Consider the following 25007-nt stretch of genomic DNA (forward strand, 5'->3'; position numbering starts at 1 on the left):
TGAAAGGTTATCTCTATTTTTTATAGTTTCTTTATAGGAGCGACATACGTTTAAGTATGCCGCTCTTTTGTACTGGAAAAAATAAAGGGGATATGCTAGAGTAAAACGGATGAATAAGCAACAGATAAGACGAAATGAAAAGTTAACATGGACGAAGATTATGACAGAAATTTTCCTGATTGGGATGTTAGCGGTGTATCCGTTAATTGAATGGCAGGGATATGAGAAGATTTTGCAGGGAAAGGCAATCTTCTTTTTTATTGCGGTACCTTTATATTTGGTTTTGGCTGTCTTGTTTCGTTATTTTGAAAAATCACTGAAACGAAACCATTATCAAAAGAAGAACGTTGATAGGATAACCGGATGTGGGTTGTTATTTTTGATTGCGCTTACGATTTCGTGGCTATGTGCGCCGCTAAAAGGAGCTGCTTTTTGGGGAACGGATTGCAGATATGTAGGTTATGCAATGCTTGTTTTGATGGTTTTATGCTTCTTTGTTGTTCGAGAGTTAGCTTTTTTAAGGAAGTATGCGTACTATATCATTGGGATAGCTGCCGCTTTTATATTTGTAATCGCCATTTTTAATCACCTTGGATTTAATCCTTTGGGGCTTTGTGAGACATTTGATAATCGAAAGAGTTCTTTTATCTCGACTTTGGGGAATCGTAATACCATGGCAGCGTATGCGTCGTTAATGCTTGCAGTTGCAATTCCGTTGTTTTTGTTTGCTAAGAAAAAAAGGGATAGACGTTTTCTTGGCGTTTTTCTCTTTTTGGGATATATGGCGATGGCGGCGACAAATTCAGATAGTGTGTATTTGGTGCTTGGAGCAGTCTTGGCCATTACATTATATAGATGTCTTAAAACTTATTCGAAATTATTAAAGTGGGCGTACAATGGGATAATCTTAAGCTGCGCTTGGCTTCTTGATTGCTTGTTGAGGAATGTAAGAGGGCAAATGGCGTGGAAAAAAGATGGCGTGCTTCGTTTTATTTTTCGGCATCATGTGATGGAAGTTGTTTTGGTAGCAATGATTATTTTGGTGATAATATGCGTTGTTATGAAAATGAAGCAAAAAGAGACCATACCGAAACCAATCGCGCTTGTTATGGTTATTGTGGTTGTTTGTGTGGTGGCATTTTATATTGTGATGCTGATTGTGAGCGTGCGGATATGGAATCCAATCGAGGCTAAGTATCATCTTGGCGTGTTTAAGAAATTTTTGTATTTTACAGATTCCTGGGGGACGAATAGAGGTCGTATTTGGCGTGCTTGTATCAATACATTTGCCAATATGCCACTGGTTCATAAGATTTTTGGTATGGGATGCGGTATGTCCTATCAAGCATTTGAGACATACGATCATACGAACGTAGCGGATTATTTTTCTGCAACCCTTGTGGATGCGCATAATGAATTTTTGCAGTATCTGATTACGACAGGAATTGTTGGGGTGGTTTCGTATTTTGGTTTTTTATTTATGCTTCTAAAGAATTTTGTGAAACAATCAATCCGAGGAAATGAAACCGCTTTTATAGGAATCTGTTTTATCGGAGGATTTTTGGCGCAGGGGGCTGTAAATAATACACATATTTATATTGAACCTCTGGCGTTTATTATATTAGCGTTGATTACCGGAAAGATTTCTAAATCTGGAGAAAAAATATGGCAAAAGATGTAAAAATGACAGAAATAGACCGTGTTATAAAAAGCGGCGAATTTAAAAAGGTATATCTTTTTTATGGAGAAGAAACTTATCTTCGCAGACAGTATAAAGAAAAGTTTATCTCTTCTTTATTTGATGATAAGGAAGATATGAATTTGAATTATTATGAAGGAAAGAACCTGCTGGTTGGTCAGATTATCGACCAGGCTGAAACGTTACCTTTTTTTGCGGATAAGAGATTAATTGTGATCGAAAATAGCGGCATGTTTAAGTCTGCAAATGATAAAATGGCTGATTATATCAAGGAAATACCAGATCATCTGATTATCTTGTTTGTAGAAGAGGAAGTAGATAAACGAAACAAATTATATAAACGGGTCTTGGAAGTTGGCGACAGTGTTTTGTTCGAGACTCCGGGACAGGAGATTTTGATTCGCTGGATTGGCGGGCGTGTGAAAGCTTCCGGGAAGAATATGGAGCGCGCGGCTTTGCAATTGTTTTTGGAAAAAAACGATGGCAATATGGAAAAAATGGATACAGAACTGGAAAAGCTGATATGCTACTGCCTAAAGAAGGATGTGATTACAAAAGAGGATGTAAATGAAATCTGTAGCGGAATCACAACCGAGCATGTGTTTTTAATGCTTGAAGCAATTGTGGTTAAGGATAAGAAAAAAGCAGTGGCATTATATATGGAATTATTGGAATTAAAGGAAAGCCCAATTGGTGTACTATCTCGCATTAATTGGCAATTTAAACTGTTATGGCAGGTGCGTCAGATGGAGAAAGAAGGGCTTGCAGTAAAACGTATGGCACAACAGCTTAAGTATCGGGATTTTATGATCCAAAAGAATTTGAAATTAGCGAAAAGATTTACGCCGGAACAATTGTTTGATAATCTAGAGTACTGTGCATATCTTGAAGAAGAAAGCAAAAGCGGACGTTTAAGCGATCAGGTGATTGTAGAACTTATGATAGAACATGCTTGTGCGTGATTTGGAGCAATAAAAAAACCATCGACATGACGGGATCGATGGTTTTTTATAATTCTTAGAAATTATTAAGCAATGCTGTTTACAGCCTTTGTTAAGCGGGATACTTTTCTAGCAGCATTGTTTTTATGATAAATTCCCTTTGTTGTAGCCTTGTTGATTTCTGAAATAGCAGCAGGCAAAGCAGCCTTTGCTTCTTCAGCATTCTTAGCAGCTACAGCAGTCTCAACTTTCTTGATTGAAGTCTTAACTTTGGATCTGATAGATTTATTTCTCTCGGTCTTAGTCTGTGTTACAAGAATTCTCTTCTTTGCTGATTTAATGTTAGCCAATGTGTGCACCTCCTCGTCTTATGAATAATTAAAACGATTACATTAAAGCCGGACACGGACGTTCTAATGTAAACATACTCAAATATTATAGGAAATATTAATTATACTGTCAATATATAAAAGCAAATTTCTTTACAAAAAAAAATCGGATTGTTATACTAGTAGAGCAAATAAATGAAAGACAGAAGAATGAGGACAATATGATAGATCAAAGTAAGATTCGAAATTTTTGTATTATTGCGCATATCGATCATGGAAAATCGACATTGGCTGACCGCATTATTGAAAGAACCGGGCTTTTGACAGAAAGAGAAATGCAAGAGCAGGTTCTTGATAATATGGATTTGGAAAGAGAACGTGGAATAACAATCAAAAGCCAGGCTGTTAGAACTATTTATAAAGCGAATGATGGCCAGGAATATATATTTAACCTTATTGATACTCCGGGACATGTGGATTTTAACTATGAGGTTTCGCGCGCTTTGGCAGCCTGTGATGGTGCTATTCTCGTTGTTGATGCTGCGCAGGGAATTGAAGCACAGACAATGGCAAATGTGTATCTGGCACTAGACCATGATCTGGATGTGTTTCCGGTAATCAATAAAGTTGACCTTCCAAGTGCAGAGCCACAGCGTGTGATTGATGAAATTGAAGATGTGATTGGCATTGAAGCACAGGATGCACCTCAGATTTCCGCTAAGACCGGATTGAATGTGGATCAGGTTCTTGAAGCTATTGTACAGAAGATTCCGGCTCCAACAGGGGATGCAGAGCAACCGCTTAAAGCACTGATTTTTGATTCTTTGTATGATTCTTACAAAGGTGTGATTGTATTTTGTCGTATTATGGATGGAACCGTGCGTCCGGGAGATCGGATTCAAATGATGGCAACAAAAGCGCAGGCAGACGTTGTGGAACTTGGTTATTTCGGAGCGGGACAGTTTATTTCGTGTGAGGAATTAAGCGCAGGTATGGTTGGATATATTACAGCAAGTTTGAAAAATGTTGCGGATACTAGAGTGGGTGACACCATTACGCTAGCTTCGCGTCCTTGTCCGCAAGCACTACCGGGATACAAGAAGGTTAATCCAATGGTTTATTGTGGGTTGTATCCGGCAGATGGAGCAAAATATCCGGATCTTCGTGATGCTCTGGAAAAGCTACAACTTAATGATGCAGCATTGCAATATGAACCGGAGACATCCATCGCACTTGGATTTGGTTTTCGATGTGGTTTTTTGGGACTTCTTCATCTCGAGATTGTGCAGGAAAGATTGGAAAGAGAATATAACCTTGATCTTGTAACGACTGCACCGGGAGTTGTATATCGAGTACACAAAACAAATGGAGAAATGATAGAACTTACCAACCCGTCCAATCTTCCTGATCCGGCGGAAATTGATTATATGGAAGAACCGGTAGTAAATGCAGAAATTATGGTAACCAGTGAGTATGTAGGTGCCATAATGCAGCTTTGTCAGGAGCGCAGAGGCGTTTATATCAGTATGGAATATCTTGAAGAGACTCGAGCGCTGATCAAATATATCATGCCACTTAATGAAATAATCTATGATTTCTTCGATGCATTAAAATCTCGTTCGAGAGGATATGCTTCGTTTGATTATGAAATTAAAGGTTATGAGAAATCAGAGCTTGTGAAACTCGATATTTTAATTAACAAAGAAGAAGTAGATGCACTTTCCTTTATTGTATTTTCTGGCAGTGCCTATGAGCGTGGCCGTAAGATGTGTGAGAAGTTAAAAGGAGAGATTCCGCGCCATTTATTTGAAATACCGATTCAGGCGGCTGTCGGTGGCAAAATTATTGCCAGAGAAACCGTAAAAGCTGTACGAAAAGACGTATTGGCAAAGTGTTATGGAGGCGATATTTCCCGAAAGAAGAAATTGCTTGAAAAGCAAAAAGAAGGAAAGAAGAGAATGCGTCAGATTGGTAGCGTTGAGATTCCACAGAAAGCATTTATGAGTGTGTTAAAACTGGATGAGGATTAGAAGATGAATGAGCTTATGCTTTACGTGCATATTCCATTTTGTGTAAAAAAATGCTTATATTGTGATTTCTTATCCTTTCAAGCAGAAACAGCGATGCACAAAGAATATGTTTATCATTTGAAAAAGGAAATCAGACAAAAGGCTAAGCTTGGAAATGGAAGACGGGTGTCTTCCATTTTCTTTGGTGGTGGAACTCCGTCCTCAATCGGTGCTGGTCTTATTTGTGAATTACTAAAGACGCTTAAGGCAGAATTTGATGTGCAGAAAGATGCGGAGATTACAATTGAAGTTAATCCTGCAACCGTAACGGGTAGAGATTTGGAAATTTATCGAAAGGCAGGAATTAACCGGATTTCGATAGGGCTTCAGTCAACGGAGAATGGTTTACTAAAAAAGCTGGGAAGAATTCATACGGTTGAGGAGTTCTTATATAGTTATCAGTTGGCGAAAAAGGCCGGATTTACCAATATTAATGTGGACCTTATGATGGCAATCCCGGGGCAAAGTCTAAAACAGTGGAGGGATACGCTTGAAAAGATTGCGAAGCTGGGAGTGGAGCATATTTCTGCGTATTCGCTGATTATAGAAGAAGGAACGGCATTTTATGAGCGCTATCAAGAAGATCTAAAGCTTCAGCAAGACGGCGAGCAGCCGAGAGAATTGCCGGATGAAGATACCGAACGAAGCATGTATCAAATCACAAAAGAGATTCTCGAAAAATATGGTTTTAAGCGATATGAAATATCGAATTATGCCAAGCCCGGTGCGCAATGCAGACATAACCTGGGATATTGGATTCGACAAGAATATTTGGGATTTGGATTAGGGGCTGCTTCTTTCTTTGACAAATGCAGATGGAAAAACACATCAAAAATCCGGGAATATTTGGAAGATATTTATGAAGATGACCAAGAAGAACAAAAGCTTAGTTTCGAAGAGGAAATGAGCGAGACGATGATTTTGGGCCTGCGTTTAACGCGGGGCGTATCAAAAAAGAAATTTGAAGAAGAATATGGCTGTTCAATCGAAAAAGTATATGGATCAATTAATGAAAAACTAAAAAAAGAAGGTCTTCTTGCGGAAAATGATAAATATCTTTTTTTTACACCAAAAGGTTTTGATCTTGCCAATTATTGTATGGCAAAGTACATATAACTCAGTCGGAGTACAAGCTCCGACTGAGTTAAACGTTCCGCGAGGATGCGCACGGATTCGGACAGGAATTTGTCTGCTGAAGCAGACCCGAATCCGGCGCGCAAGACTCGCGAGCGAGTCTTGACAAAAGACCGCCTTAAAGTTAGATAAATCAATTAGCTCTTTAAGGACGGTCTTTTTATAATGGATAAAAACAGGGTTTTCGTTCTTTGAAAACCGTAAAGTATGTAAATCCCAGACTGGTTAATAACTTTGGTAATTCTTCAAAGCGATAGGCAATGTCTTGGGGCGTGTGAGCATCTGCACCAAGCGTTAGAATCTCTCCGCCTAATTCGCGATAGCGAAGCAGGATATCCTCTCTGGGATTGGGATGTTTTAGGCCGCTTCGATAACCGCCGGTGTTGATTTCGATACCCTTACCTAGTTCAATCAATTTCTTTAAGATGGCGTCGATATGGTCGGAATAGGATTGATAAGAAAAATTCGTATCTTTATTAGGACCATAACGCACGACATAATCAATATGCCCATAGACATCGAAGTTCGAAAAGGCATTGATATTCTCAAGCGTTGCTTCAAAGTATTCTTCGTAAGCTTCTCGTTCTGTACGACCTTCATAGTATTGCGGATAGTAAGGATCCACATGATGCGCAACGTGAGAAGAACCAATGACAAAGTCAAATGGATATTGACTGACAATATCTTGCAAGGTGTCGGCAAGATGTGGCTGAAGTCCAAGTTCGATGCCCAGTCCGATATGAAAATGGCAATCAGATTCAGCTTTTAATCGTTGCATGTATGGAACATAAGATTCTAAATCAAGTAAAAACAAATCATGTTCTTCACCGGGATAGTCAAGATCAAGATGATCGGTAAAGCAAAGCCCGCTTAAAGATTTGATTTTGGCACTTTTTAGCATATCGTGAACAGGAGCAGTAGAATCTCCGGAAAACCGTGTGTGCATATGGCAATCGTAAAGCATATAAAAGCCTCCTGAAATCTGTTAAATATTTGTCTTAAGAACAGCAGCTAGAAGCGTGACGCATTCTTGAAATAAAAAGTGCAGCGTTTGACCTGGTGAAAGCATGTTCCTTGACAGAGTTAAATATATTACACGAATCCAATAAAGTCAAAAATAATCAAAAAGTAAAGTCTAATAAGTTGAATTTTGCAGGTGAATTCGCTAAAATGGATATGAGTATTTGTGCTAACAAGGCAAAGTACAATTTTTTTTTCGAAAATGGAGGACAATAATATGGCAGTGAGAGTAGCGATTAACGGATTTGGACGTATTGGACGTCTGGCTTTCAGACAGATGTTCGGAGCAGAAGGTTATGAAGTGGTGGCTATCAATGATTTGACAAGTCCTAAGATGCTTGCGCATTTATTGAAATATGACTCTTCACAGGGAAGATATGTTAGCTTTGAAGACAAAGATAAAGTATCTGCAGGTGAAGATTCTATTACAGTTGATGGAAAAACAATCAAAATCTATGCAGAAAGCGATGCTTCTAATCTTCCATGGGGAGATCTGAAAGTAGATGTTGTTCTTGAGTGTACAGGATTCTATACATCAAAAGAAAAGGCATCTGCTCATATCAAAGCAGGAGCAAGAAAAGTAGTTATTTCAGCACCTGCAGGAAACGACCTTCCAACAATCGTTTACAATGTAAATCACGAGACATTAAAGGCTGATGATACAGTAATTTCAGCTGCATCATGTACAACCAACTGCCTCGCACCAATGGCTAAAGCATTAAATGATTTAGCACCAATTCAAAGTGGTATTATGAGTACGATTCATGCATATACAGGAGATCAGATGACTCTTGATGGACCACAAAGAAAGGGTGATCTTCGTCGTTCACGTGCAGCTGCAGTGAATATCGTACCAAACTCAACAGGAGCTGCTAAGGCAATCGGTCTTGTAATTCCTGAATTAAATGGCAAATTAATCGGTTCAGCACAACGAGTTCCTACACCAACAGGTTCTACAACAATTCTGATAGCTGTTGTGAAAGGTAAAGTTACCGTAGAACAGGTTAATGATGCTATGAAGGCGGCAGCTAATGAATCTTATGGATACAATGATGAATTAATCGTATCTAGTGATATTGTAGGAATGAGATATGGCTCATTATTTGATGCAACTCAGACTATGGTATCTCCAATCGAGGGAACAGATTATACACAGGTACAGGTTGTTTCCTGGTATGACAATGAGAATAGTTATACAAGCCAGATGGTTCGTACAATTAAGTATTTCTCAGAATTAAAATAAGGACAGAATTTTGGGTCCGGCCTAAAGAGGGCCGGGCCTTTATTGTTTCACATTAGGTGAAGGAGGATATTATGCTTAACAAATTAACAATTGATGATATAGAAGTAAAAGGAAAACGGGTATTGTGCCGTTGTGACTTTAATGTGCCGCTTAAAGATGGTGTGATTACGGATGAGAATCGTCTTGTTGCTGCATTGCCAACCATTCAAAAGCTTGTCAAAGATGGAGGAAAAGTTATACTTTGCTCACATCTTGGCAAACCGAAGGGAGAAGCCGTTCCTTCTCTTTCACTCGCTCCGGTTGCAAAAAGACTTTCCGAACTATTAGGACAGGAAGTTAAATTTGCAGCAGATGATGCGGTCGTAGGGGAAAACGCTAAGGCGTGCATTGATGCAATGAAAGATGGCGATGTGATTTTGCTGGAAAATACAAGATATCGCGCAGAAGAGACCAAGAATGGGGAAGCCTTTAGTAAAGATTTGGCTTCCATCTGTGATGTGTTTGTAAATGATGCATTTGGAACAGCGCATAGAGCGCATTGTTCGAATGTTGGTGTAGCTGCACTGGCACCGGTAGCAGCGGTAGGATATCTTATGCAAAAGGAAATTGACTTTCTTGGAAATGCAGTAAATTCACCAAAGCGTCCGTTTGTTGCAATTTTGGGAGGTGCAAAGGTTGCGGATAAACTAGGGGTTATTTCTAATCTGTTAGAAAAATGCGATATCCTGATTATTGGTGGCGGTATGGCTTATACCTTTATGAAAGCAAAGGGTTATGAAACAGGAACTTCTCTTGTGGATGAAGAGAAGATTGATTATTGTAAGGAAATGCTTGAAAAAGCTGAAAAACTTGGCAAGAAGCTTCTTCTTCCAATTGATACAGTGGTTGCAAAGTCTTTCCCTGATCCAATTGATAAACCAATTGATGTGAAAGCAGTAGCATCTGATGCAATTGAGGCAGATCAAATGGGATTGGATATCGGTCCTAAGACTGCTGAGTTATATGCACAGGCAGCGGCAGAAGCGAAAACAGTTGTTTGGAACGGACCTATGGGAGTCTTTGAAAATCCGACCTTGGCGAAGGGAACGATTGCGGTAGCTAAGGCTCTTGCAGATACGAATGCAACAACCATTATTGGAGGCGGAGATTCTGCGGCAGCTGTGAATCAGCTTGGCTTCGGAGATAAGATGTCTCATATTTCCACGGGTGGCGGAGCATCGCTTGAATTCCTTGAAGGTATTGAACTTCCGGGAATTGCAGCAGCAAATGATAAATAAAGGAGACAAAAACATGGCAAGAAGAAAAATTGTAGCAGGAAATTGGAAAATGAATAAAACACCATCACAGGCAGTAGAATTAGTAAATACATTAAAACCGCTTGTACAAAGTGATGATGTTGACGTGGTATTTTGTGTTCCGGCGATTGATATTATTCCGGTATTAGAAGCAGTGAAAGGGTCAAATATTAAAGTTGGCGCTGAAAATATGTATTTTGAAGAAAGCGGAGCATACACCGGAGAAATTGCACCGGATATGCTTACAGATGTTGGAGTAGAATATGTAATTCTGGGTCATTCAGAAAGAAGAGAATATTTTGCAGAAACGAATGAAACCGTAAATAAGAAAGTATTAAAGGCATTTGAACATGGATTAAAGCCGATTATTTGCTGCGGTGAGACTTTAAAGCAGCGTGAACAAGGTATTACGCTCGATTGGATTCGTCAGCAGATTAAAATTGCACTTTTGGGAGTGTCAGAAGAACAGGCAAAGCAGGTTGTGATTGCTTATGAACCAATCTGGGCAATCGGAACAGGAAAGACGGCAACAACAAGTCAGGCACAGGAAGTTTGCGGAGCAATTCGTGAGTGCGTTGCTCAGCTTTATAATCAATCTGTGGCAGATGAGATGAGAATCCAGTATGGTGGATCGGTAAATGCTGCAAATGCAGCGGAATTGTTTGCGCAGCCTGATATTGATGGTGGACTTGTCGGAGGAGCATCTTTAAAGCCGGACTTTGGTAAGATTGTTCATTATGATAAGTAAATAATAGGAATGAAGGTAGTTAAAAAGGGCAACCGGATAATTGGATTGCCCTTTTCCAATGGGTGAAGATGAACAAAAAATGGATACTGACAATGGTCGTAATCTGCGGCCTGATTGTCTGTGGTGTTAGTGGTGGAGCAGCATTGCTAAGTGGGGATACAATGTCTGCTGAAGAAACAAAAGCAGCTGATCGAATCAGTAAACAGGTAAATGCAAGATTAGATAAGGAAGACGTGTTTGATGGTATTGACCTGAATGCACAAATTGATTTGATTTTAGATCATGCAACGAAGAAATCTTTGAAGGGATATCCGATAGATGATTCGTTTTTGTTGTGGGTATATGCTAATTATGGAAAATCGGTAATCGTTGATCTTGCACAGGAATTTACATCCGGCGAGAAAATAACCGCAGCAGTATGGGAAGAAATGACCGGTGCATCCATTCATGCGCTTTGGAGTCTGTATTGTGAAGATACGGGGTTATACATGTCTTCTCAGGAAAATGTATATATAAAAGATACGAATAGTTCAAACGAAGTAGTATTTGATTTTGCAGGCGATATATCCTTTACGGAAGATGCTGAAAGCGAAGTGTATTCGGCTACAAAAGATTATTTGGATGCGAATGATGGAGACATTACTACTTGTTTTTCGAAAAAATTGTTAAATGAAATGCAGTCGGCAGATATTATGATGGTGAATGCAGAGTCATGTTTTAGCACAAGGGGAACTGCTGTTTCGGGAAAGGCGTATCATTTTCGATCGAATCCCAAAAGTGCTAATTATTTTCTTCAAATGGGTGTTGATATTGTGAATCTTGCGAATAATCACGTTTATGATTATGGAAAGCGAGGATTTATAGATACGCTAAATACCATGGAGAAGATGAATTTACCTTATGTAGGAGCCGGTAGAAATCTAAACGATGCTTCGGAACCTGTATATTTTGTTGCAAATGGAAAGAAGTATGCAATTTGTTCGGCTACGCAGATTGAACGTACCGCAAAATATACAAAGGAAGCAACTTCAAGATCACCGGGGGTACTCAAATGTCTCAATCCAACTTTGTTTGTAGAGTACATAAAGAAGGCAAAAAAGAATGCTGATTATGTGATCGTTTATGTTCATTGGGGAACCGAGCACACTTCGGCATACGGGGCTGATCAGCAATCCTTGGCGATGCAATTTGTAGAGGCCGGAGCTGATGTGATTATAGGCGGACATACACATTGCCTGCAGGGGATTCAATACATAGATGATGTGCCGGTTATCTATTCACTTGGCGACTTTTGGTTTTCAAATGAGACTAAGATGACAGGAATTGCACAGGTTGTATTTGATGCAGATGGGCTAAGTGAATTTAATTTTATTGCCTGTGAACAAAAGAATTGTGTTACGAAGATGGTGAAAGGCGAAAAAAAGGCGAAAGTAATTTCGCACATGAATGCTATTTCGACTGGTGTGACGATTGAGTCAGATGGTAGTGTTAATCAAAATTAAATATATTTACGGAGGAATATGTTATGGCAAAGAAACCAACCGTGCTTATGATTTTGGATGGTTTTGGATTGAATGATAAAACAGAGGGAAATGCTGTATATGCGGCAAATACACCCAATATTGATGGATTGATGAAAAAATATCCGTGGGCAAAAGGAAATGCCAGTGGTTTAGCTGTTGGATTACCGGACGGTCAGATGGGAAATTCTGAGGTAGGACACATGAATATGGGAGCCGGCAGAATTGTATATCAGGAACTTACAAGAATTACAAAAGAAATTGAGGATGGGGACTTCTTTATAAATGAAGAACTAAAAGCAGCGTTTGACCATGTAAAGAAGAACGATAGTGCCATACATTTATACGGTTTATTATCTGATGGTGGTGTGCATTCACATAATACTCATCTATATGGACTTTTGGAAATGGCGAAACGAGAAGACGTTAAAAAAGTATATATTCATTGCTTTTTGGATGGTCGCGATACGGCACCGACGTCCGGCGAAGGATATGTAAAAGAATTGCAAGAGAAGATAAAAGAAATTGGCGTTGGTGAAATCGCATCTATATGTGGACGTTATTATGCGATGGATCGTGATAACAGATGGGAACGGGTTCAAAAGGCATATGATATGCTGACAAAAGGAATCGGACAGGAAGCAACAGATCCGGTAAAAGCTGTTTTGGATTCTTATGCAAAGGATATTACAGATGAGTTTGTTGAGCCGATTGTCATAACGAATGGCGGGGAACCGATTGCTACAATCAAAGATTCAGATGCGGTTATTTTCTACAACTTCAGACCGGATCGGGCAAGACAGATAACAAGAGTCTTTTGCGCAGACGATTTTGATGGTTTTGAACGCGGCAAACGACTGGATGTAAAATATGTATGCTTTACAGAGTATGATGTTACAATTCCAAATAAATCAATTGCTTTTAAGAAAGTTAAATTAAAAGAAACTTTTGGGGAATATCTTGCAAAGCATGGTCTTAAACAGGCCAGAATCGCAGAAACAGAAAAATATGCACATGTAACATTTTTCTTTAACGGAGGCGTGGAAAAACCAAATGAAGGTGAAGATCGTATTTTGGTTAATTCACCGAAGGTTGCCACCTATGATTTGCAACCGCAGATGAGTGCGTATGAAGTATGCGATCGTTTGTGCGAGGCGATAACATCACAAAAATACGATGTAATTATTATTAATTTTGCCAATCCGGATATGGTTGGACATACGGGAGTGATTGAGGCTGCTGTAAAAGCCGTAGAAGCAGTGGATGAATGTGTGGGAAAAGCATATGATGCGCTTATGAGCGTAGATGGTCAGATGTTTTTATGTGCTGATCATGGAAATGCAGAACAACTCATAGATCCTGATACAAAGGAAAGTTTTACGGCGCATACGATTAATCCGGTTCCATTTGTCCTTATTAACTATAAGAGTGGATATGGATTAGAAGAAGGTGGACGCCTTGCAGATATTGTTCCAACTCTGATTGCGATGATGGGAATGGAACAGCCAAAGGAAATGACGGGGCATTCGCTGTTGAAGAAACTATAAATAGTGTCACCCGATGTAGGTGCGCATGAAAAAAATAGCACGTTATGCATTATGCGTAACGTGCTAAAATATCATAAATGTCAATCGGTGAATTCTCAAATTCGCCGCCGTACTGAAAGTGTTCATTATCAATAGCTTCACTTCGTATGATTTTAACGACAGTGATAATCGGTGTTTCGCTTAATGTGAAATCAAGCCGTGCATTAAAATAATAATTTTCCGGTAAGACACATTCTGAAATAAAGCCAATACCTGTTTCGGAGATATCATTCACAGTAATTGGTGCATCCAGATTTGAAATCTTAATATTATCCTGACCATATAAATCGCAGATACTCAAAGATAATGAGATCGGCAATCTTTCGTAATCTCTTTTGTTAAACATGTTCTATCAACTCCTTAATTCTAGCATGAGCATGTATCATAAGTACCATAAGTGTCTTGTGATTTCCTATCTAATATACCGCATTTTTATGAGTTAGTCAAATAGAAATGGTTAAAAAGTCCTATACACTAAAAGATATTATGTACAAAATGTTATTAAAATATGGAAAATATTTCTACATGGAGCATAGATAAAGATGCAGGTGATACAATTGACTTTGTTAAATTGAATGTATTATACTAATTCTGTTCGATTTAAGAAGATGATTTATAATCAAAAAAGGATATTATCATGAAATATAACGATGTAATTAGTCATGAACAACCGGATAGCGGGCTGCATGAAGAATGTGGTGTGTTCGGGATGTATGATTTTGATGGAAAAGATGTTGCGTCATCTATTTATTACGGATTGTTTGCATTGCAGCATCGAGGACAGGAAAGCTGTGGTATTGCAGTATGTGATACGGAAGGACCGAAAGGAAAGGTTGACTCTTTTAAAGGAATGGGATTGGTTAATGAGGTTTTCACACATGAGAATCTTGCGAAACTTCATGGAAATCTCGGAGTTGGCCATGTGCGGTATTCCACAGCCGGCGCATCAACAAGAGAGAATGCCCAGCCGCTTGTATTGAATTATGTAAAGGGAACATTGGCGCTGGCTCATAATGGCAATTTGATTAATGCGAATGAGTTAAGAAACGACTTGGCTTATACGGGGGCAATCTTTCAGACTACGATTGATTCAGAAGTGATTGCTTATCATATTGCAAGGGAACGACTTAAGACAAAATCCGTGCAGGAAGCGGTATTAGAAGCCTGTCAGAAGATAAAAGGTGCATATTCTTTAGTCGTTGCAAGTCCGAGAAAATTAATCGGAGCTAGAGATCCGTTTGGATTTAAACCGCTTGTAATCGGTAAGAGAGATAATGCATATATTATTACATCGGAAACGTGTGCACTCGAAACGCTTGATGCAGAGTTTGTAAGAGATGTTGAGCCTGGTGAAGTTGTGACGATTACTGCAGATGGAATTGCATCTGATAGAACGATGTGTTTACAAGCAAAGGAACAGGCACGTTGTATATTTGAATATATTTATTTTGCAAGACCGGATAGTCATATTGATGGGATAAGCGTATATAATTCCAGAATTCTGGCAGGAAAGTTTCTTGCAATAGACAGTCCGGTGGATGCGGATTTGGTCGTTGGGGTACCGGAGTCCGGTAATGCTGCAGCACTGGGTTATGCAATGCAGTCAAATATTCCATACGGCACTGCCTTTATAAAAAACGGCTATGTTGGTCGTACTTTTATCAAACCGCAACAAAGTTCGAGAGAATCGGCTGTACGGATTAAGTTAAATGTATTAAAAGAAGCTGTAGCCGGGAAGAGAGTTGTCATGATTGATGATTCGATAGTAAGAGGAACGACTTCGGATCGCATTGTCAATATGTTAAAAGAAGCAGGTGCTAAAGAGGTGCATGTAAGAATCTCATCGCCGCCATTTTTGTGGCCTTGCTATTTTGGAACGGATATTCCGGAGAGAGAACAGTTAATAGCATATAATAGAACGGTGGAAGAAATCAGACAGATTATACAGGCTGACTCGCTCGGTTATCTAAAAGTTGAGCGATTAGAAGAACTTGTAGGTGGTTTATCCATTTGCAAAGGATGCTTTACCGGAAAGTATCCATTAGACCCGCCAAAAGAAGATATTCGTGGAGAATTTGACAGATAGGAGATAAAATATGAGTTACGATCGTTATGAAAGTCCGTTATCACAAAGATATGCAAGTGAACAAATGCAGTATATCTTTTCACCTGAAAAGAAATTCCGTACCTGGAGAAGACTTTGGATAGCACTTGCACAAACAGAAAAAGAATTAGGTCTTAATATTACACAAGAACAAATCGATGAATTAATCAGCCACAAGGATGATATTAATTTTGAAGTGGCAAGAGCAAGAGAAAAACTTGTTCGTCATGATGTTATGTCTCATGTGTATGCATATGGACAGCAGTGTCCAAAAGCTGCCGGTATTATTCATCTTGGTGCAACTTCTTGTTTTGTTGGTGATAATACGGATATCATTTTGATGTCAGAAGCATTGCAACTTGTCCGAAAAAAATTAATTAATGTTATCGCTAAACTTTCGCAATTTGCAGATGAATATAAGGCGCTTCCAACGCTTGGATTTACGCATTTTCAACCAGCTCAGCCTACAACGGTTGGTAAGAGAGCAACACTTTGGATTCAGGAATTTATGATGGACTTAGAGGATCTTGATTATGTTATGGGTTCATTAAAATTGCTTGGTTCAAAAGGAACAACGGGAACACAGGCGAGCTTTTTGGAATTGTTCCATGGTGATTTTGAAAAGGTTAAGAAATTAGATCCGATGATTGCTGAGAAGATGGGATTTGATGGATGTTATCCGGTATCTGGTCAGACATACTCAAGAAAGGTTGATACCAGAGTATGTAACGTTTTGGCAGGAATTGCGGCAAGTGCACATAAGATGTCAAATGACATTCGACTTTTGCAGCATTTAAAAGAAGTGGAAGAACCTTTTGAAAAGAATCAGATTGGCTCTTCAGCGATGGCATATAAGAGAAATCCGATGCGTTCGGAAAGAATTGCGTCACTTTCCAGATATGTAATGATTGATGCGCTTAATCCGGCAATAACGTCGGCTACACAATGGTTTGAAAGAACTTTAGATGACTCTGCAAATAAGAGAATCTCAATTGCAGAAGGATTTTTGGCAATTGACGGAGTTCTTGATTTGTGTATCAATGTGACAGATGGATTGAAGGTATATGATAAAGTAATCACACGACATCTGATGAGTGAGCTTAGTTTTATGGCGACGGAAAATATCATGATGGATGGAGTGGAAAAAGGCGGTAATCGTCAGGAACTTCATGAGAAGATCCGTCAGCTTTCTATGGAAGCCGGTAAGACAGTAAAAGAGCAAGGACTTGATAATAATTTACTGGATCTTATAGCGGCAGATCCGACCTTTGATTTGACATTAGAAGAACTTGAAAAGAATATGATTCCTTCTAATTATGTTGGATGCGCACCAATGCAGGTGGATCTGTTCCTTGAGCAGGTAGTGAAACCGGTTTTGGATGCGAATAAAGAATTGTTGGGAGTAACTGCTGAAATTAATGTATAAATCATGTTGTAATTTTTGACTTGGTATGCTATCATATTTTAGTTGTTATGTATACTTGATAGGAGGGTATCGATTTGGATACGTTAAAAATAATCTTAATTATTGTTTTAATTGCAGTATGTGCAATCGGCAGTATTATAATTCTTATGCAAGAAGGAAAACAGAACGGACTTGGTGCATTGAGCGGGTCTATGACAAGTAATGATTCTTATTGGAGTAAGAATAAGGGTCGTTCTAAGGAAGGAACGTTGGTAAAGATTACGACATTATTTGTTGTTTTGTTTATGGGAATTTCCTTAGTATTAAGCATGGGATTCTTTAACTAGAGGTATACAAAAGGCGATTGTATGATGACAATCGTCTTTTTTTTTGAGTTTGGAAGGAAAGAAATGGATAATTTTATCAGACAAAAAAATACGATCTATGATTTTATTTGCGATCCGATTTATAAACCTATGAAAGCGAAAGAGATTGCTATGGTTCTTGGAATCTTAAAAGAACAAAGAACGCAGCTTCATGCGGTACTTGATGCTCTTGTAGAAGATGGAAAAATCGAATTATTGACAAATGGAAAATATAAAAAAAGTTCACAATGCTTTTATTGCGGAGTTTATACGGCGCATCCGAAAGGTTTTGGTTTTGTTACAGTGGAAGGACTTGACGAAGACTTGTTTGTGGCTGCAGAGGATGCCGGTGGCGCATTTCATATGGATGAAGTAAAGGTGAAAGTAAAAAATGCACCGGCTGGGAAGCGTATGGAGGCCCGTGTAGTAGAAGTACTTTCACATGGTCTTACAAGAATTGTGGGAACATATGAAGCTGTAGAGGGTTTTGGGTTCGTGCGTCCGGATAATGAACGGTTTTTAAAGGATATTTTTATCAGTGAGAAAGATGCAGCCGGCGCAGTAGATGGTCATAAAGTGGTTGTGGAGATCAAAAGCTATGGGGATGAACGCCATAAACCGGAAGGTAAAATAGTTGAGATATTAGGCCATAAAAACGATCCCGGAGTAGATATTTTGTCGATAGCAAAAGATTATGATTTTCCAATGGAATTTGCTCCTAAAATACTTACGCAGGCAATAAATGTTGCGAAACCGGTAAGTGAAAAAGACATGGAAGGACGCAGGGATCTTCGTCAATTGCCAATGGTTACAATCGATGGAGAAGATGCAAAGGATTTAGATGATGCAGTATCACTGGAAGTGGAAGATGATTGTTATCATTTGGGAGTTCATATTGCGGATGTGACAAATTATGTGCAGGAAAACAGCGCACTTGATAAAGAAGCGCTAAAACGAGGAACCTCGGTTTATCTCGTAGACCGGGTGATTCCTATGCTTCCGCATACATTATCAAATGGAATCTGTTCTTTGAATGAAGGAGAAGAACGATTGGCGCTTAGTTGTCTTATGACTTTCGATAAGAAGGGGAAATTATTGGCACATGAAATTACGGAATCTGTAATCTGTGTAAATCATAGGATGACCTATACGGTTGTAAATGAAATTGTTACAAATCATAACCCGGAGTATATGGAAAAATATGCTGACTTTGTGGTAACATTTGAAAAGATGTTGGAACTTGCAACGATTCTTAGAAAGAAAAGAAGAGCAAGAGGTTCTATAGATTTTGATTTTCCGGAGACCAAGGTGATTCTTGATAAGCAGGGCAAGCCTGTTGAAATACGTCCTTATGATAGAAATCCGGCTACAAAGATCATTGAAGATTTTATGTTGGCTGCGAATGAGACGGTTGCAGAACATTATTTTTGGCAGGAATTACCGTTTCTTTATCGTGTACATGAACAACCGGATAAAGAAAAGATTACGAGCCTTTCTGAATTCTTGCGAGGGTTTGGCGTTTATTTAAATACAACTAGGGAAAATATTCACCCCAAAGAGTTACAAAAGATTCTCGATAAGATAGAAAATACCCCGCAGGAAAGTTTGATTAGCAGATTGACGCTTCGTTCTATGAAACAGGCAAAATATAATCCGCAATGTCTTGGTCATTTTGGCTTGGCGGCAAAATATTACTGCCATTTCACTTCGCCGATACGTCGTTATCCGGATCTTCAGATTCATAGAATTATCAAAGAGAACCTTCGCGGGCGATTAAAGCAAGAACGGATAGAACATTATGAATCTATCTTGGATAAAGTTGCACAAAATACCAGCAAGACGGAAAGGCGCGCGCAGGAAGCAGAACGAGAAACAATTCGTATGAAGCAGGCGCAGTATATGTCTGAACATATTAATGAGATATTTGAAGGCGTGATTTCGAGCATTACTTCGTTCGGCATCTATGTAGAGCTTGAAAATACAATCGAGGGTCTCGTTCATGTAACAAAGCTTATGGATGATTATTACTACTATGATGAAGAGAAACATAGAATGATTGGAGAAAATAACCAGAAAGAATATAGACTTGGTCAGAGTGTTCGAATCAGAGTGGCAGATACAGATGTTATGAGGCATACGATTGATTTTTCGATGGTGTGCGAGGAGGAAACATAAAGGAGCAGACATGGGAAAGAACGCAACGAAACTAATTGCAAATAACAAAAAAGCTTTTCATGATTATTTTATTGAAGAAAAGTTTGAGGCAGGCATTTGTCTTGCGGGAACAGAAGTTAAGTCCCTAAGACAAGGAAAATGCAGCATCAAAGAAGCGTATATTCAGATTAAAGATGGTGAAATTATAATTTATGGTATGAATATATCGCCATATGAAAAGGGGAATATTTTCAATAAGGATCCTTTAAGAGAAAGAAAATTGTTAATGCATAAAAGTGAGATTCATAAGCTTGCCGGGAAAATCAAAGAAAAAGGCTATACGCTTGTACCATTACAGGTGTATTTTAAAGGCAGCCTTGCAAAGGTGGAAATAGCTTTGGCAAAAGGTAAAAAACTCTATGATAAACGGCAGGATATTGCGAAAAAAGATATGAAACGAGAAGCGCAAAGAGAGTTTAAGATTCGCAATTTATAATGGAATTGGGGAATATGGACATCTTGACGTTGAGCATTGTTTCGAGTATATTCAAGTAGGATATCTAAAGGCAAAAATGGTTATTTGGATAATCGTTTTCGTCTTTTGCTTTTTGGAGGAGGAACAAAATGTCAGACGCTATGTTGTATGAAAAGTTTAAAGGGGTATGTCTTTCGGAAAGAGAGTATCAAAGTCTAGAAGATACCGGGGAAATTCCAAGATGGCTCATAACTTGTGTGGGTGGAATTCAGAATTTATCGAAAAACAAATCTTCTGCAGGGAAATACACAGGTAAGTTTACGGATGCAATTAGAAAATATGACCAATTGATGTTCTTAGAAGAAGATAAGCCTTTGGGCTGTGATTATGAGCAAAGAATCTGCATGAATCTTTTTAGAAATATTTTGGTTTTTAGCATTACACCGGGGTATGATGCGGATAAAAAAAGATATGAAACCATGGTTCCGCTTGTAAAGCCTGTAGCAATTCCGCTTGTGAAAGTTACAAGTGGGAAAACTTCAAGTGTTGTAGATGCGGATGGAACTACAAGGTATTTGTTTACGGTATCTTTTACAGATGGAAGTGCTTATAGAGCATTGTTGTTTACAGAGAAAGATGGAGAGATTAGTATGGATCATAACTGGTCACTTGCTGTAAACAGTGATATTTATTCGGATGTTATATCCGGTGAAGTGTTGGCAAAAGAAGAGATTGCAGCATATTTGGAAAAATTAGAAAACGTTTTCGAAAAGCGATTAGAAGAACGCTTTGATTTTGAACAGCGTCGCGGTATTTTGAAATTGTTATTTGAAGAACCTATGTGCAGTGAATTGGCAACGGGAATCTATGCTACAGCAGATGGATTTGCAGATATGATTATTGACCATTTGGACAAGCTTGCTTATACACAAATTGCAAGAGATTTGAACAGGGAAATTAAGCCGCATCTTGATTTGAAGAAAGAAGCTTTGAAAAAATCGCAGGGGTATCGGGATCAGTTTGATAAGAATCGACGCAAATTATGGGGAGCCGGTCTGGTTCGCCAAAGACGTATGAAACCGCTTTTGCTGGAATTACAGGAGAATGCAAAAAAAGAAGATAAGCGTGCAATGCAAGAACAACAAATCAGTAGAGATATTTGTTTGGAAATCATAGATAAGATGTAGAATCAAAATGATATAGCTCAGTCGGAACTTATGCTCCGCCTGAGCTATATTTTTGTGCGTACCAGATATCTTACGGTGCGCATATCACAATAAAACGGCGCGGATTTAGCTTAGCGCCAAAGTGATTATTTTACTTGTGATGCTTTGTGCGTTAATACGATGGTATCACCAACAACTTTGCTATCATATTCTTTTAACGAATCACGGGTTAAGGTAAATCCGGTCATGGTAGTCCAAAGAACAAAATAGACATCCTGGTTATTTACAACCTCTAAAGTTGGTACGTTGTTAAAATCAGCATCTGTAGAAATGCCTTCGGTGTAATATTTTTTGTTATAATTTGCAGCACATTGTTTACCGACATCTCCGGCGATGGTAATTTCACCATAATGATTCAGTACTGCTGACTCGATGGCACGTTTTTCGTTTGCTGTAATTTTCTCTGCTAAATGACTCATTTGTAAATTCCTCCATTTCATTTTATAGCTCTCTTATCGCTTACTTTAGTTAGACGAAATAAAACGCAACAAAACATGGCAATAAGATTGCCTTTATCATAACATTTTTGTTGGTGGCAAACAACCAAAAATTAAACTCAGAGTTTACTTGACGTGAAAATAGTGCGCCGATATAATGAATATGAAAACAAGCACAGCTTGTAAATACCTTTAGGGGCTAGTAAAGGTTTCGACGGGGATTTGGAAGTTGGAGAAGCTATCCGCAGGATGATGCGTTAAATCTCAAAACTAAAAATAAACGCTGAAGATACAGATTTAGCTTTCGCTGCCTAAGCAGCGAGTGTTCGCCCCGAAGCACCTACACTTTGGGAACCGAACATCGAACATGTAGGAAACGACATATATTAAGCTTTGCATATATGGGCGTAAGATGAAGCTACTAAAGCCGGAAGGATGTTAGTTTCCGTCCGGGAGAGGGAATGTAAAAGAACTGACTATGATAGTAGAAGTACAATGGAAAGATTTTCGGACACGAGTTCGATTCTCGTCTAGTCCACTAATGCACGAAGCGGCGAACCCGCTCCAAGGCAATTATTACTGCGTTTACAAGAATGTGTTTGCAATGATTGTAGATTTTGATGTTGTAGAAGGTAAGGCTCCTTCTCAAAATCACGTCGTTACAACACATTCTGACATTCGCAAGTGGGTAAGTGATAACCTTAATATCACAGTTAGTAACTCTAGTATAGGTAGGGTTATGGAGAAGTGCGGTATTGTATCATTTGATAAGAATCAAAAATGTGATTTGCCAAAATTAAAATCTGATAAAGAAAAGGCTATTATGACCGCATTTCTTGAAATGAATATAGTTGAAAAAAAATAGCAGGGATTTCTCCCTGCTATTATTCATTCTTCACCAAAAATCTCTGATGGCAAATCACCGTATACATCTCTGAATTCTTTTATGATGCTCTCCAGCTCAAGTATCCTTCTATAACTTTGAAGGCTATGATTTAAAAGTGTGTTTATAAGATTTAAGGCTCCAATATATGGACGTCTATCGGGTTTTTCGATTTCTTCGAGGGTAGTGATAGGACAGTATTGCCAACAATCAGATAGGACAGAATCGGTGATAAATGCAATGTCGGTTACAAGTTCATTTGGTACGTTTTCAAAGTAACCAGCCTTGTGTTTACGAGCAAATGTCAGGCGCGGATTTTCAATCATAAGCTTTTCTAATATGGGTTTGATTTCTGCTATTTCCGAATTGCTAAATGCTCCATCATCCAATTCTATCAAATCTACCTTATTGGATGATACTTGGTACTTAAGCTTAAACATAATATAACCTTTCTGAATTATGCAGATTTTAATGCTTTATCTGCAATTTGGAATACATGCTTTTGTGCATCATAGTAATACACATGATCTGTCAGCTGATCGCATGGTTCAACTTGTGTAGCATTAACTTCTTTAACCATGTTTTCAAGGTCTTGCGCCGACATTTGACCGTTATCTCTAACGAGTAGTATTTCATGAATACTGCTTGGTAAAATAAAATAACTTCCTCCAAGTTTTTGAGCAGCGTCTTCCATAAAATTTGGATATGCGATAACTCCAGCACCATGATTTTTATCTGGCACAGAGGCCACAAAGATTTGTTCATCCTCAGGAGAAATTTCAGGCATTAAGCCTGGCATCATCTCGCTCATTACTTCTGACATGCCCTTTATTTCTGTAGGACGGACAAGTGGCGCGTTAACTAAAGCATCTTCAAATAGTTGTTCCTTAGTAATTCCAAATTGATGACAGAGAGAATTAGTAACGACAATAGTAGCATTACCGTATTCTGTTTTATCTAAGACAATTCTTGTGATTACTGCCATATCCTCTAGCGTATTATGAGGAATGGATTTAAGCTTGTCTGCATTTCTTTCAGCTGATACTACTTCAAGAGATAGCTTGTCTTTGACTCTAGAATAATCTGTTATTTCGTTTGGATTTACTACTGGACATGACTCTATACCCTTGAAGCATTCTTTTGCAGTACGTTCTACAAGTGTATCAAAATCAACACCTTCTACAAATGCATCATAGATTGAGTCTAAATTGAGATTCATCCCGATAATTGAATCCTTTGGCTTGATGCATAATGCATTATATGTTCCATTAAGTTTATCAATCTTTTGTGGGGATAATTCTGCCTCTGCTAGGTCTGTATTGCTTAGAGCTTTTTTGAGTGATTCTATTAAATTGCGTTGAAAAACATTAAATGTCATTTTTATTTCCTCCTGAATTTAAACTTATATGTCTATAGTTACTGAGTTACTATCTTCATAAAGTGCATCACACAGTTTTTCGTGGAGTTCGCTATATATGGCTCTAAAACCATATTTGGCAGTGCTTTGAGCCAGTTCTTCTATGTTTGTAGTTTTTAGCTTTATAGATACGCTATACGTCTTCTCTAGCCGCGATATTGGGCTGTAACGTTCGTCTGCTAATACCGCCATTGCAATAGATTCCGTGACAGGTGGGATAGTGATAATTCCTCCATTGAGTCTGCCTAGAAATTCTGCGGATAATGTTTCAGAGTCTTCGATTTCTTCCTTTGTTACAGGCGTATCTTTATTTGACAAGGTAACATCAGAACCGAAGCCTATGCTTGATTTTCTTTCTTGCCGTACCGAATCAAAAGTACCCATAAAAATGAAGCTCACTAAACTTGTGTCTATCTTCTTTTTGTTTTTGTCTTCGCCAACAAAGAGTTCAGAGCCTTCAACTAATTTCAGAAGCTCATTTTGCATCAGCGTTCCTAGCTCAGATTCGTGACGACATAATGCTTTGTCTATTTCATCAACAAAGCAGAAAGCTGGCCTTGTTGTATCAAGGGAAAGAAACATATCCGAAAAACTTGTGTTACCTCTATATGATTTTGGAGATACGAGAGAGGCATCGAATATAACGGTATTGGGATAAATTTCTTTAAGAATACGTGCAAGCTCAGTCTTGCCTGAACCGCTGTTTCCGATGACAAGCATGTTGGTTTTAACTTTTTTGTGAATTGCACTGAATATAGCGACTGACATGCGTTTTTTATATTGCTCACAGCCAAACATTTTGCTATCAAGATAGTTTTTGATGGACTTAGGCGTTTTAAATAGCTCTTTGTCAAAATCTGCATCTGGTTTATTAGTTGTAATCGTTGCTCTGTCGTCCCACCATTTATAAGATGTCTCATTTTTTATATTATCCATTGCGTACCTCCATGGATTTTT

Annotated in this window: 23 protein-coding genes and 1 other RNA gene; 17 read left to right on the forward strand and 7 right to left on the reverse strand. The window is 38.6% G+C overall.

Annotated features, from left to right (window positions below):
* Positions 1 to 109 precede the first annotated feature (109 nt).
* Positions 110 to 1681 carry an O-antigen ligase family protein gene (locus BLS20_RS06065; protein ID WP_090173292.1) on the forward strand — a complete coding sequence of 524 codons (1572 nt, stop codon included), beginning with the start codon at positions 110 to 112 and terminating at the stop codon, positions 1679 to 1681.
* Positions 1666 to 2661: a DNA polymerase III subunit delta gene (gene holA / locus BLS20_RS06070; protein ID WP_090173294.1), complete on the forward strand. Its 996-nt coding sequence runs from the start codon at positions 1666 to 1668 to the stop codon at positions 2659 to 2661. Before BLS20_RS06065 ends, holA begins: the two co-directional genes overlap by 16 nt.
* Before the next feature lie 65 nt (positions 2662 to 2726).
* Here the strand turns inward: holA and rpsT are convergent, their stop codons facing one another.
* The gene (gene rpsT / locus BLS20_RS06075; protein WP_090173296.1) at positions 2727 to 2990 is read right to left on the reverse strand and encodes a 30S ribosomal protein S20; all 264 of its coding nucleotides are present in this window, start codon (positions 2988 to 2990) and stop codon (positions 2727 to 2729) included.
* A gap of 200 nt (positions 2991 to 3190) precedes the next feature.
* On the opposite strand from rpsT, the gene lepA reads away from it, so the two are divergent.
* Together lepA and hemW are read left to right on the forward strand one after the other, a co-directional pair.
* A complete protein-coding gene (lepA, locus tag BLS20_RS06080) occupies positions 3191 to 4999 on the forward strand; it encodes a translation elongation factor 4 (RefSeq protein ID WP_090173297.1) in 1809 nt (602 codons plus the stop codon).
* 3 nt (positions 5000 to 5002) lie between these two features.
* Entirely contained in the window at positions 5003 to 6154 is a 1152-nt protein-coding gene (gene hemW / locus BLS20_RS06085; protein WP_090173299.1) for a radical SAM family heme chaperone HemW, read from the forward strand.
* Positions 6155 to 6332: 178 nt separating this feature from the next.
* Here hemW and BLS20_RS06090 read toward each other — a convergent pair whose 3' ends face one another.
* Positions 6333 to 7136, reverse strand: coding sequence for a histidinol-phosphatase HisJ family protein (locus BLS20_RS06090; RefSeq protein WP_090173301.1), 804 nt, complete (start codon positions 7134 to 7136; stop codon positions 6333 to 6335).
* Positions 7137 to 7409: 273 nt separating this feature from the next.
* Between BLS20_RS06090 and gap the strand changes: the two genes are divergently transcribed.
* From gap to gpmI, 5 genes are all read left to right on the forward strand, one after another.
* A complete protein-coding gene (gene gap / locus BLS20_RS06095) occupies positions 7410 to 8435 on the forward strand; it encodes a type I glyceraldehyde-3-phosphate dehydrogenase (protein ID WP_090173303.1) in 1026 nt (341 codons plus the stop codon).
* A 71-nt stretch (positions 8436 to 8506) separates the two neighbouring features.
* Positions 8507 to 9712: a phosphoglycerate kinase gene (locus tag BLS20_RS06100; protein ID WP_090173305.1), complete on the forward strand. Its 1206-nt coding sequence runs from the start codon at positions 8507 to 8509 to the stop codon at positions 9710 to 9712.
* Positions 9713 to 9725: 13 nt separating this feature from the next.
* Positions 9726 to 10478 carry a triose-phosphate isomerase gene (tpiA, locus tag BLS20_RS06105; RefSeq protein ID WP_090173307.1) on the forward strand — a complete coding sequence of 251 codons (753 nt, stop codon included), beginning with the start codon at positions 9726 to 9728 and terminating at the stop codon, positions 10476 to 10478.
* Positions 10479 to 10546: 68 nt separating this feature from the next.
* The gene (locus BLS20_RS06110; protein WP_090173309.1) at positions 10547 to 11980 is read left to right on the forward strand and encodes a CapA family protein; all 1434 of its coding nucleotides are present in this window, start codon (positions 10547 to 10549) and stop codon (positions 11978 to 11980) included.
* 23 nt (positions 11981 to 12003) lie between these two features.
* Entirely contained in the window at positions 12004 to 13545 is a 1542-nt protein-coding gene (gpmI, locus tag BLS20_RS06115; RefSeq protein WP_090173312.1) for a 2,3-bisphosphoglycerate-independent phosphoglycerate mutase, read from the forward strand.
* A gap of 49 nt (positions 13546 to 13594) precedes the next feature.
* Here gpmI and BLS20_RS06120 read toward each other — a convergent pair whose 3' ends face one another.
* Positions 13595 to 13930, reverse strand: coding sequence for a PilZ domain-containing protein (locus BLS20_RS06120; RefSeq protein ID WP_090173314.1), 336 nt, complete (start codon positions 13928 to 13930; stop codon positions 13595 to 13597).
* Positions 13931 to 14221: 291 nt separating this feature from the next.
* On the opposite strand from BLS20_RS06120, the gene purF reads away from it, so the two are divergent.
* The 6 genes from purF (at position 14222) to BLS20_RS06150 (ending at position 21274) form a co-directional block, all read left to right on the forward strand.
* Complete coding sequence (gene purF / locus BLS20_RS06125) at positions 14222 to 15670, forward strand: amidophosphoribosyltransferase (RefSeq protein ID WP_090173316.1); 1449 nt, start codon at positions 14222 to 14224, stop codon at positions 15668 to 15670.
* Between the two features lie 10 nt (positions 15671 to 15680).
* A complete protein-coding gene (gene purB, locus BLS20_RS06130) occupies positions 15681 to 17114 on the forward strand; it encodes an adenylosuccinate lyase (RefSeq protein WP_090173317.1) in 1434 nt (477 codons plus the stop codon).
* 74 nt (positions 17115 to 17188) lie between these two features.
* Positions 17189 to 17440 (forward strand): preprotein translocase subunit SecG, encoded by a 252-nt coding sequence (gene secG, locus BLS20_RS06135; protein ID WP_090173319.1) that lies wholly within the window; start codon positions 17189 to 17191, stop codon positions 17438 to 17440.
* 63 nt (positions 17441 to 17503) lie between these two features.
* Positions 17504 to 19633, forward strand: a complete 2130-nt coding sequence (gene rnr / locus BLS20_RS06140) for a ribonuclease R (RefSeq protein WP_090173365.1) — start codon at positions 17504 to 17506, stop codon at positions 19631 to 19633.
* Between the two features lie 10 nt (positions 19634 to 19643).
* A complete protein-coding gene (smpB, locus tag BLS20_RS06145) occupies positions 19644 to 20108 on the forward strand; it encodes an SsrA-binding protein SmpB (protein ID WP_090173321.1) in 465 nt (154 codons plus the stop codon).
* A 128-nt stretch (positions 20109 to 20236) separates the two neighbouring features.
* Positions 20237 to 21274 carry a hypothetical protein gene (locus BLS20_RS06150; protein ID WP_090173324.1) on the forward strand — a complete coding sequence of 346 codons (1038 nt, stop codon included), beginning with the start codon at positions 20237 to 20239 and terminating at the stop codon, positions 21272 to 21274.
* 125 nt (positions 21275 to 21399) lie between these two features.
* On the opposite strand, the gene BLS20_RS06155 is transcribed toward BLS20_RS06150, so the two are convergent.
* On the reverse strand, positions 21400 to 21732 hold the full coding sequence (locus BLS20_RS06155) for a hypothetical protein (protein ID WP_090173326.1): 333 nt from the start codon (positions 21730 to 21732) through the stop codon (positions 21400 to 21402).
* A gap of 214 nt (positions 21733 to 21946) precedes the next feature.
* Here BLS20_RS06155 and ssrA point away from each other — a divergent pair.
* Positions 21947 to 22291, forward strand: a transfer-messenger RNA (tmRNA) gene (gene ssrA / locus BLS20_RS06160).
* A gap of 63 nt (positions 22292 to 22354) precedes the next feature.
* Positions 22355 to 22615: a hypothetical protein gene (locus BLS20_RS06165; protein ID WP_143010234.1), complete on the forward strand. Its 261-nt coding sequence runs from the start codon at positions 22355 to 22357 to the stop codon at positions 22613 to 22615.
* A 23-nt stretch (positions 22616 to 22638) separates the two neighbouring features.
* Here the strand turns inward: BLS20_RS06165 and BLS20_RS06170 are convergent, their stop codons facing one another.
* Genes BLS20_RS06170 through BLS20_RS06180 form a run of 3 tightly spaced genes read right to left on the reverse strand, consistent with a single transcriptional unit; the run spans position 22639 to position 24986 of the window.
* On the reverse strand, positions 22639 to 23073 hold the full coding sequence (locus tag BLS20_RS06170; protein WP_090173329.1) for a hypothetical protein: 435 nt from the start codon (positions 23071 to 23073) through the stop codon (positions 22639 to 22641).
* A gap of 17 nt (positions 23074 to 23090) precedes the next feature.
* Positions 23091 to 24011 (reverse strand): DUF5688 family protein, encoded by a 921-nt coding sequence (locus tag BLS20_RS06175; RefSeq protein WP_090173331.1) that lies wholly within the window; start codon positions 24009 to 24011, stop codon positions 23091 to 23093.
* 24 nt (positions 24012 to 24035) lie between these two features.
* Positions 24036 to 24986, reverse strand: coding sequence for an AAA family ATPase (locus tag BLS20_RS06180; RefSeq protein WP_090173335.1), 951 nt, complete (start codon positions 24984 to 24986; stop codon positions 24036 to 24038).
* Positions 24987 to 25007 lie beyond the last annotated feature (21 nt).

It is taken from the genome of Eubacterium oxidoreducens (genome assembly GCF_900104415.1).
In the GTDB taxonomy this organism is placed as follows: Bacteria; Bacillota; Clostridia; order Lachnospirales; family Lachnospiraceae; genus Eubacterium_C; species Eubacterium_C oxidoreducens.

Excerpts from the sequence above, each read along its gene's own strand:
- BLS20_RS06180 (WP_090173335.1), bottom strand. The coding sequence starts at position 24,986 with ATGGATAATATAAAAAATGAGACATCTTATAAATGGTGGGACGACAGA.
- holA (WP_090173294.1), top strand. The coding sequence starts at position 1,666 with ATGGCAAAAGATGTAAAAATGACAGAAATAGACCGTGTTATAAAAAGC.
- purF (WP_090173316.1), top strand. The coding sequence starts at position 14,222 with ATGAAATATAACGATGTAATTAGTCATGAACAACCGGATAGCGGGCTG.
- lepA (WP_090173297.1), top strand. The coding sequence starts at position 3,191 with ATGATAGATCAAAGTAAGATTCGAAATTTTTGTATTATTGCGCATATC.
- smpB (WP_090173321.1), top strand. The coding sequence starts at position 19,644 with ATGGGAAAGAACGCAACGAAACTAATTGCAAATAACAAAAAAGCTTTT.
- BLS20_RS06100 (WP_090173305.1), top strand. The coding sequence starts at position 8,507 with ATGCTTAACAAATTAACAATTGATGATATAGAAGTAAAAGGAAAACGG.
- hemW (WP_090173299.1), top strand. The coding sequence starts at position 5,003 with ATGAATGAGCTTATGCTTTACGTGCATATTCCATTTTGTGTAAAAAAA.
- BLS20_RS06150 (WP_090173324.1), top strand. The coding sequence starts at position 20,237 with ATGTCAGACGCTATGTTGTATGAAAAGTTTAAAGGGGTATGTCTTTCG.
- rnr (WP_090173365.1), top strand. The coding sequence starts at position 17,504 with ATGGATAATTTTATCAGACAAAAAAATACGATCTATGATTTTATTTGC.
- BLS20_RS06165 (WP_143010234.1), top strand. The coding sequence starts at position 22,355 with ATGATTGTAGATTTTGATGTTGTAGAAGGTAAGGCTCCTTCTCAAAAT.
- BLS20_RS06155 (WP_090173326.1), bottom strand. The coding sequence starts at position 21,732 with ATGAGTCATTTAGCAGAGAAAATTACAGCAAACGAAAAACGTGCCATC.
- gap (WP_090173303.1), top strand. The coding sequence starts at position 7,410 with ATGGCAGTGAGAGTAGCGATTAACGGATTTGGACGTATTGGACGTCTG.
- tpiA (WP_090173307.1), top strand. The coding sequence starts at position 9,726 with ATGGCAAGAAGAAAAATTGTAGCAGGAAATTGGAAAATGAATAAAACA.
- gpmI (WP_090173312.1), top strand. The coding sequence starts at position 12,004 with ATGGCAAAGAAACCAACCGTGCTTATGATTTTGGATGGTTTTGGATTG.
- BLS20_RS06090 (WP_090173301.1), bottom strand. The coding sequence starts at position 7,136 with ATGCTTTACGATTGCCATATGCACACACGGTTTTCCGGAGATTCTACT.
- BLS20_RS06170 (WP_090173329.1), bottom strand. The coding sequence starts at position 23,073 with ATGTTTAAGCTTAAGTACCAAGTATCATCCAATAAGGTAGATTTGATA.
- BLS20_RS06175 (WP_090173331.1), bottom strand. The coding sequence starts at position 24,011 with ATGACATTTAATGTTTTTCAACGCAATTTAATAGAATCACTCAAAAAA.
- BLS20_RS06110 (WP_090173309.1), top strand. The coding sequence starts at position 10,547 with ATGAACAAAAAATGGATACTGACAATGGTCGTAATCTGCGGCCTGATT.
- BLS20_RS06065 (WP_090173292.1), top strand. The coding sequence starts at position 110 with ATGAATAAGCAACAGATAAGACGAAATGAAAAGTTAACATGGACGAAG.
- purB (WP_090173317.1), top strand. The coding sequence starts at position 15,681 with ATGAGTTACGATCGTTATGAAAGTCCGTTATCACAAAGATATGCAAGT.
- BLS20_RS06120 (WP_090173314.1), bottom strand. The coding sequence starts at position 13,930 with ATGTTTAACAAAAGAGATTACGAAAGATTGCCGATCTCATTATCTTTG.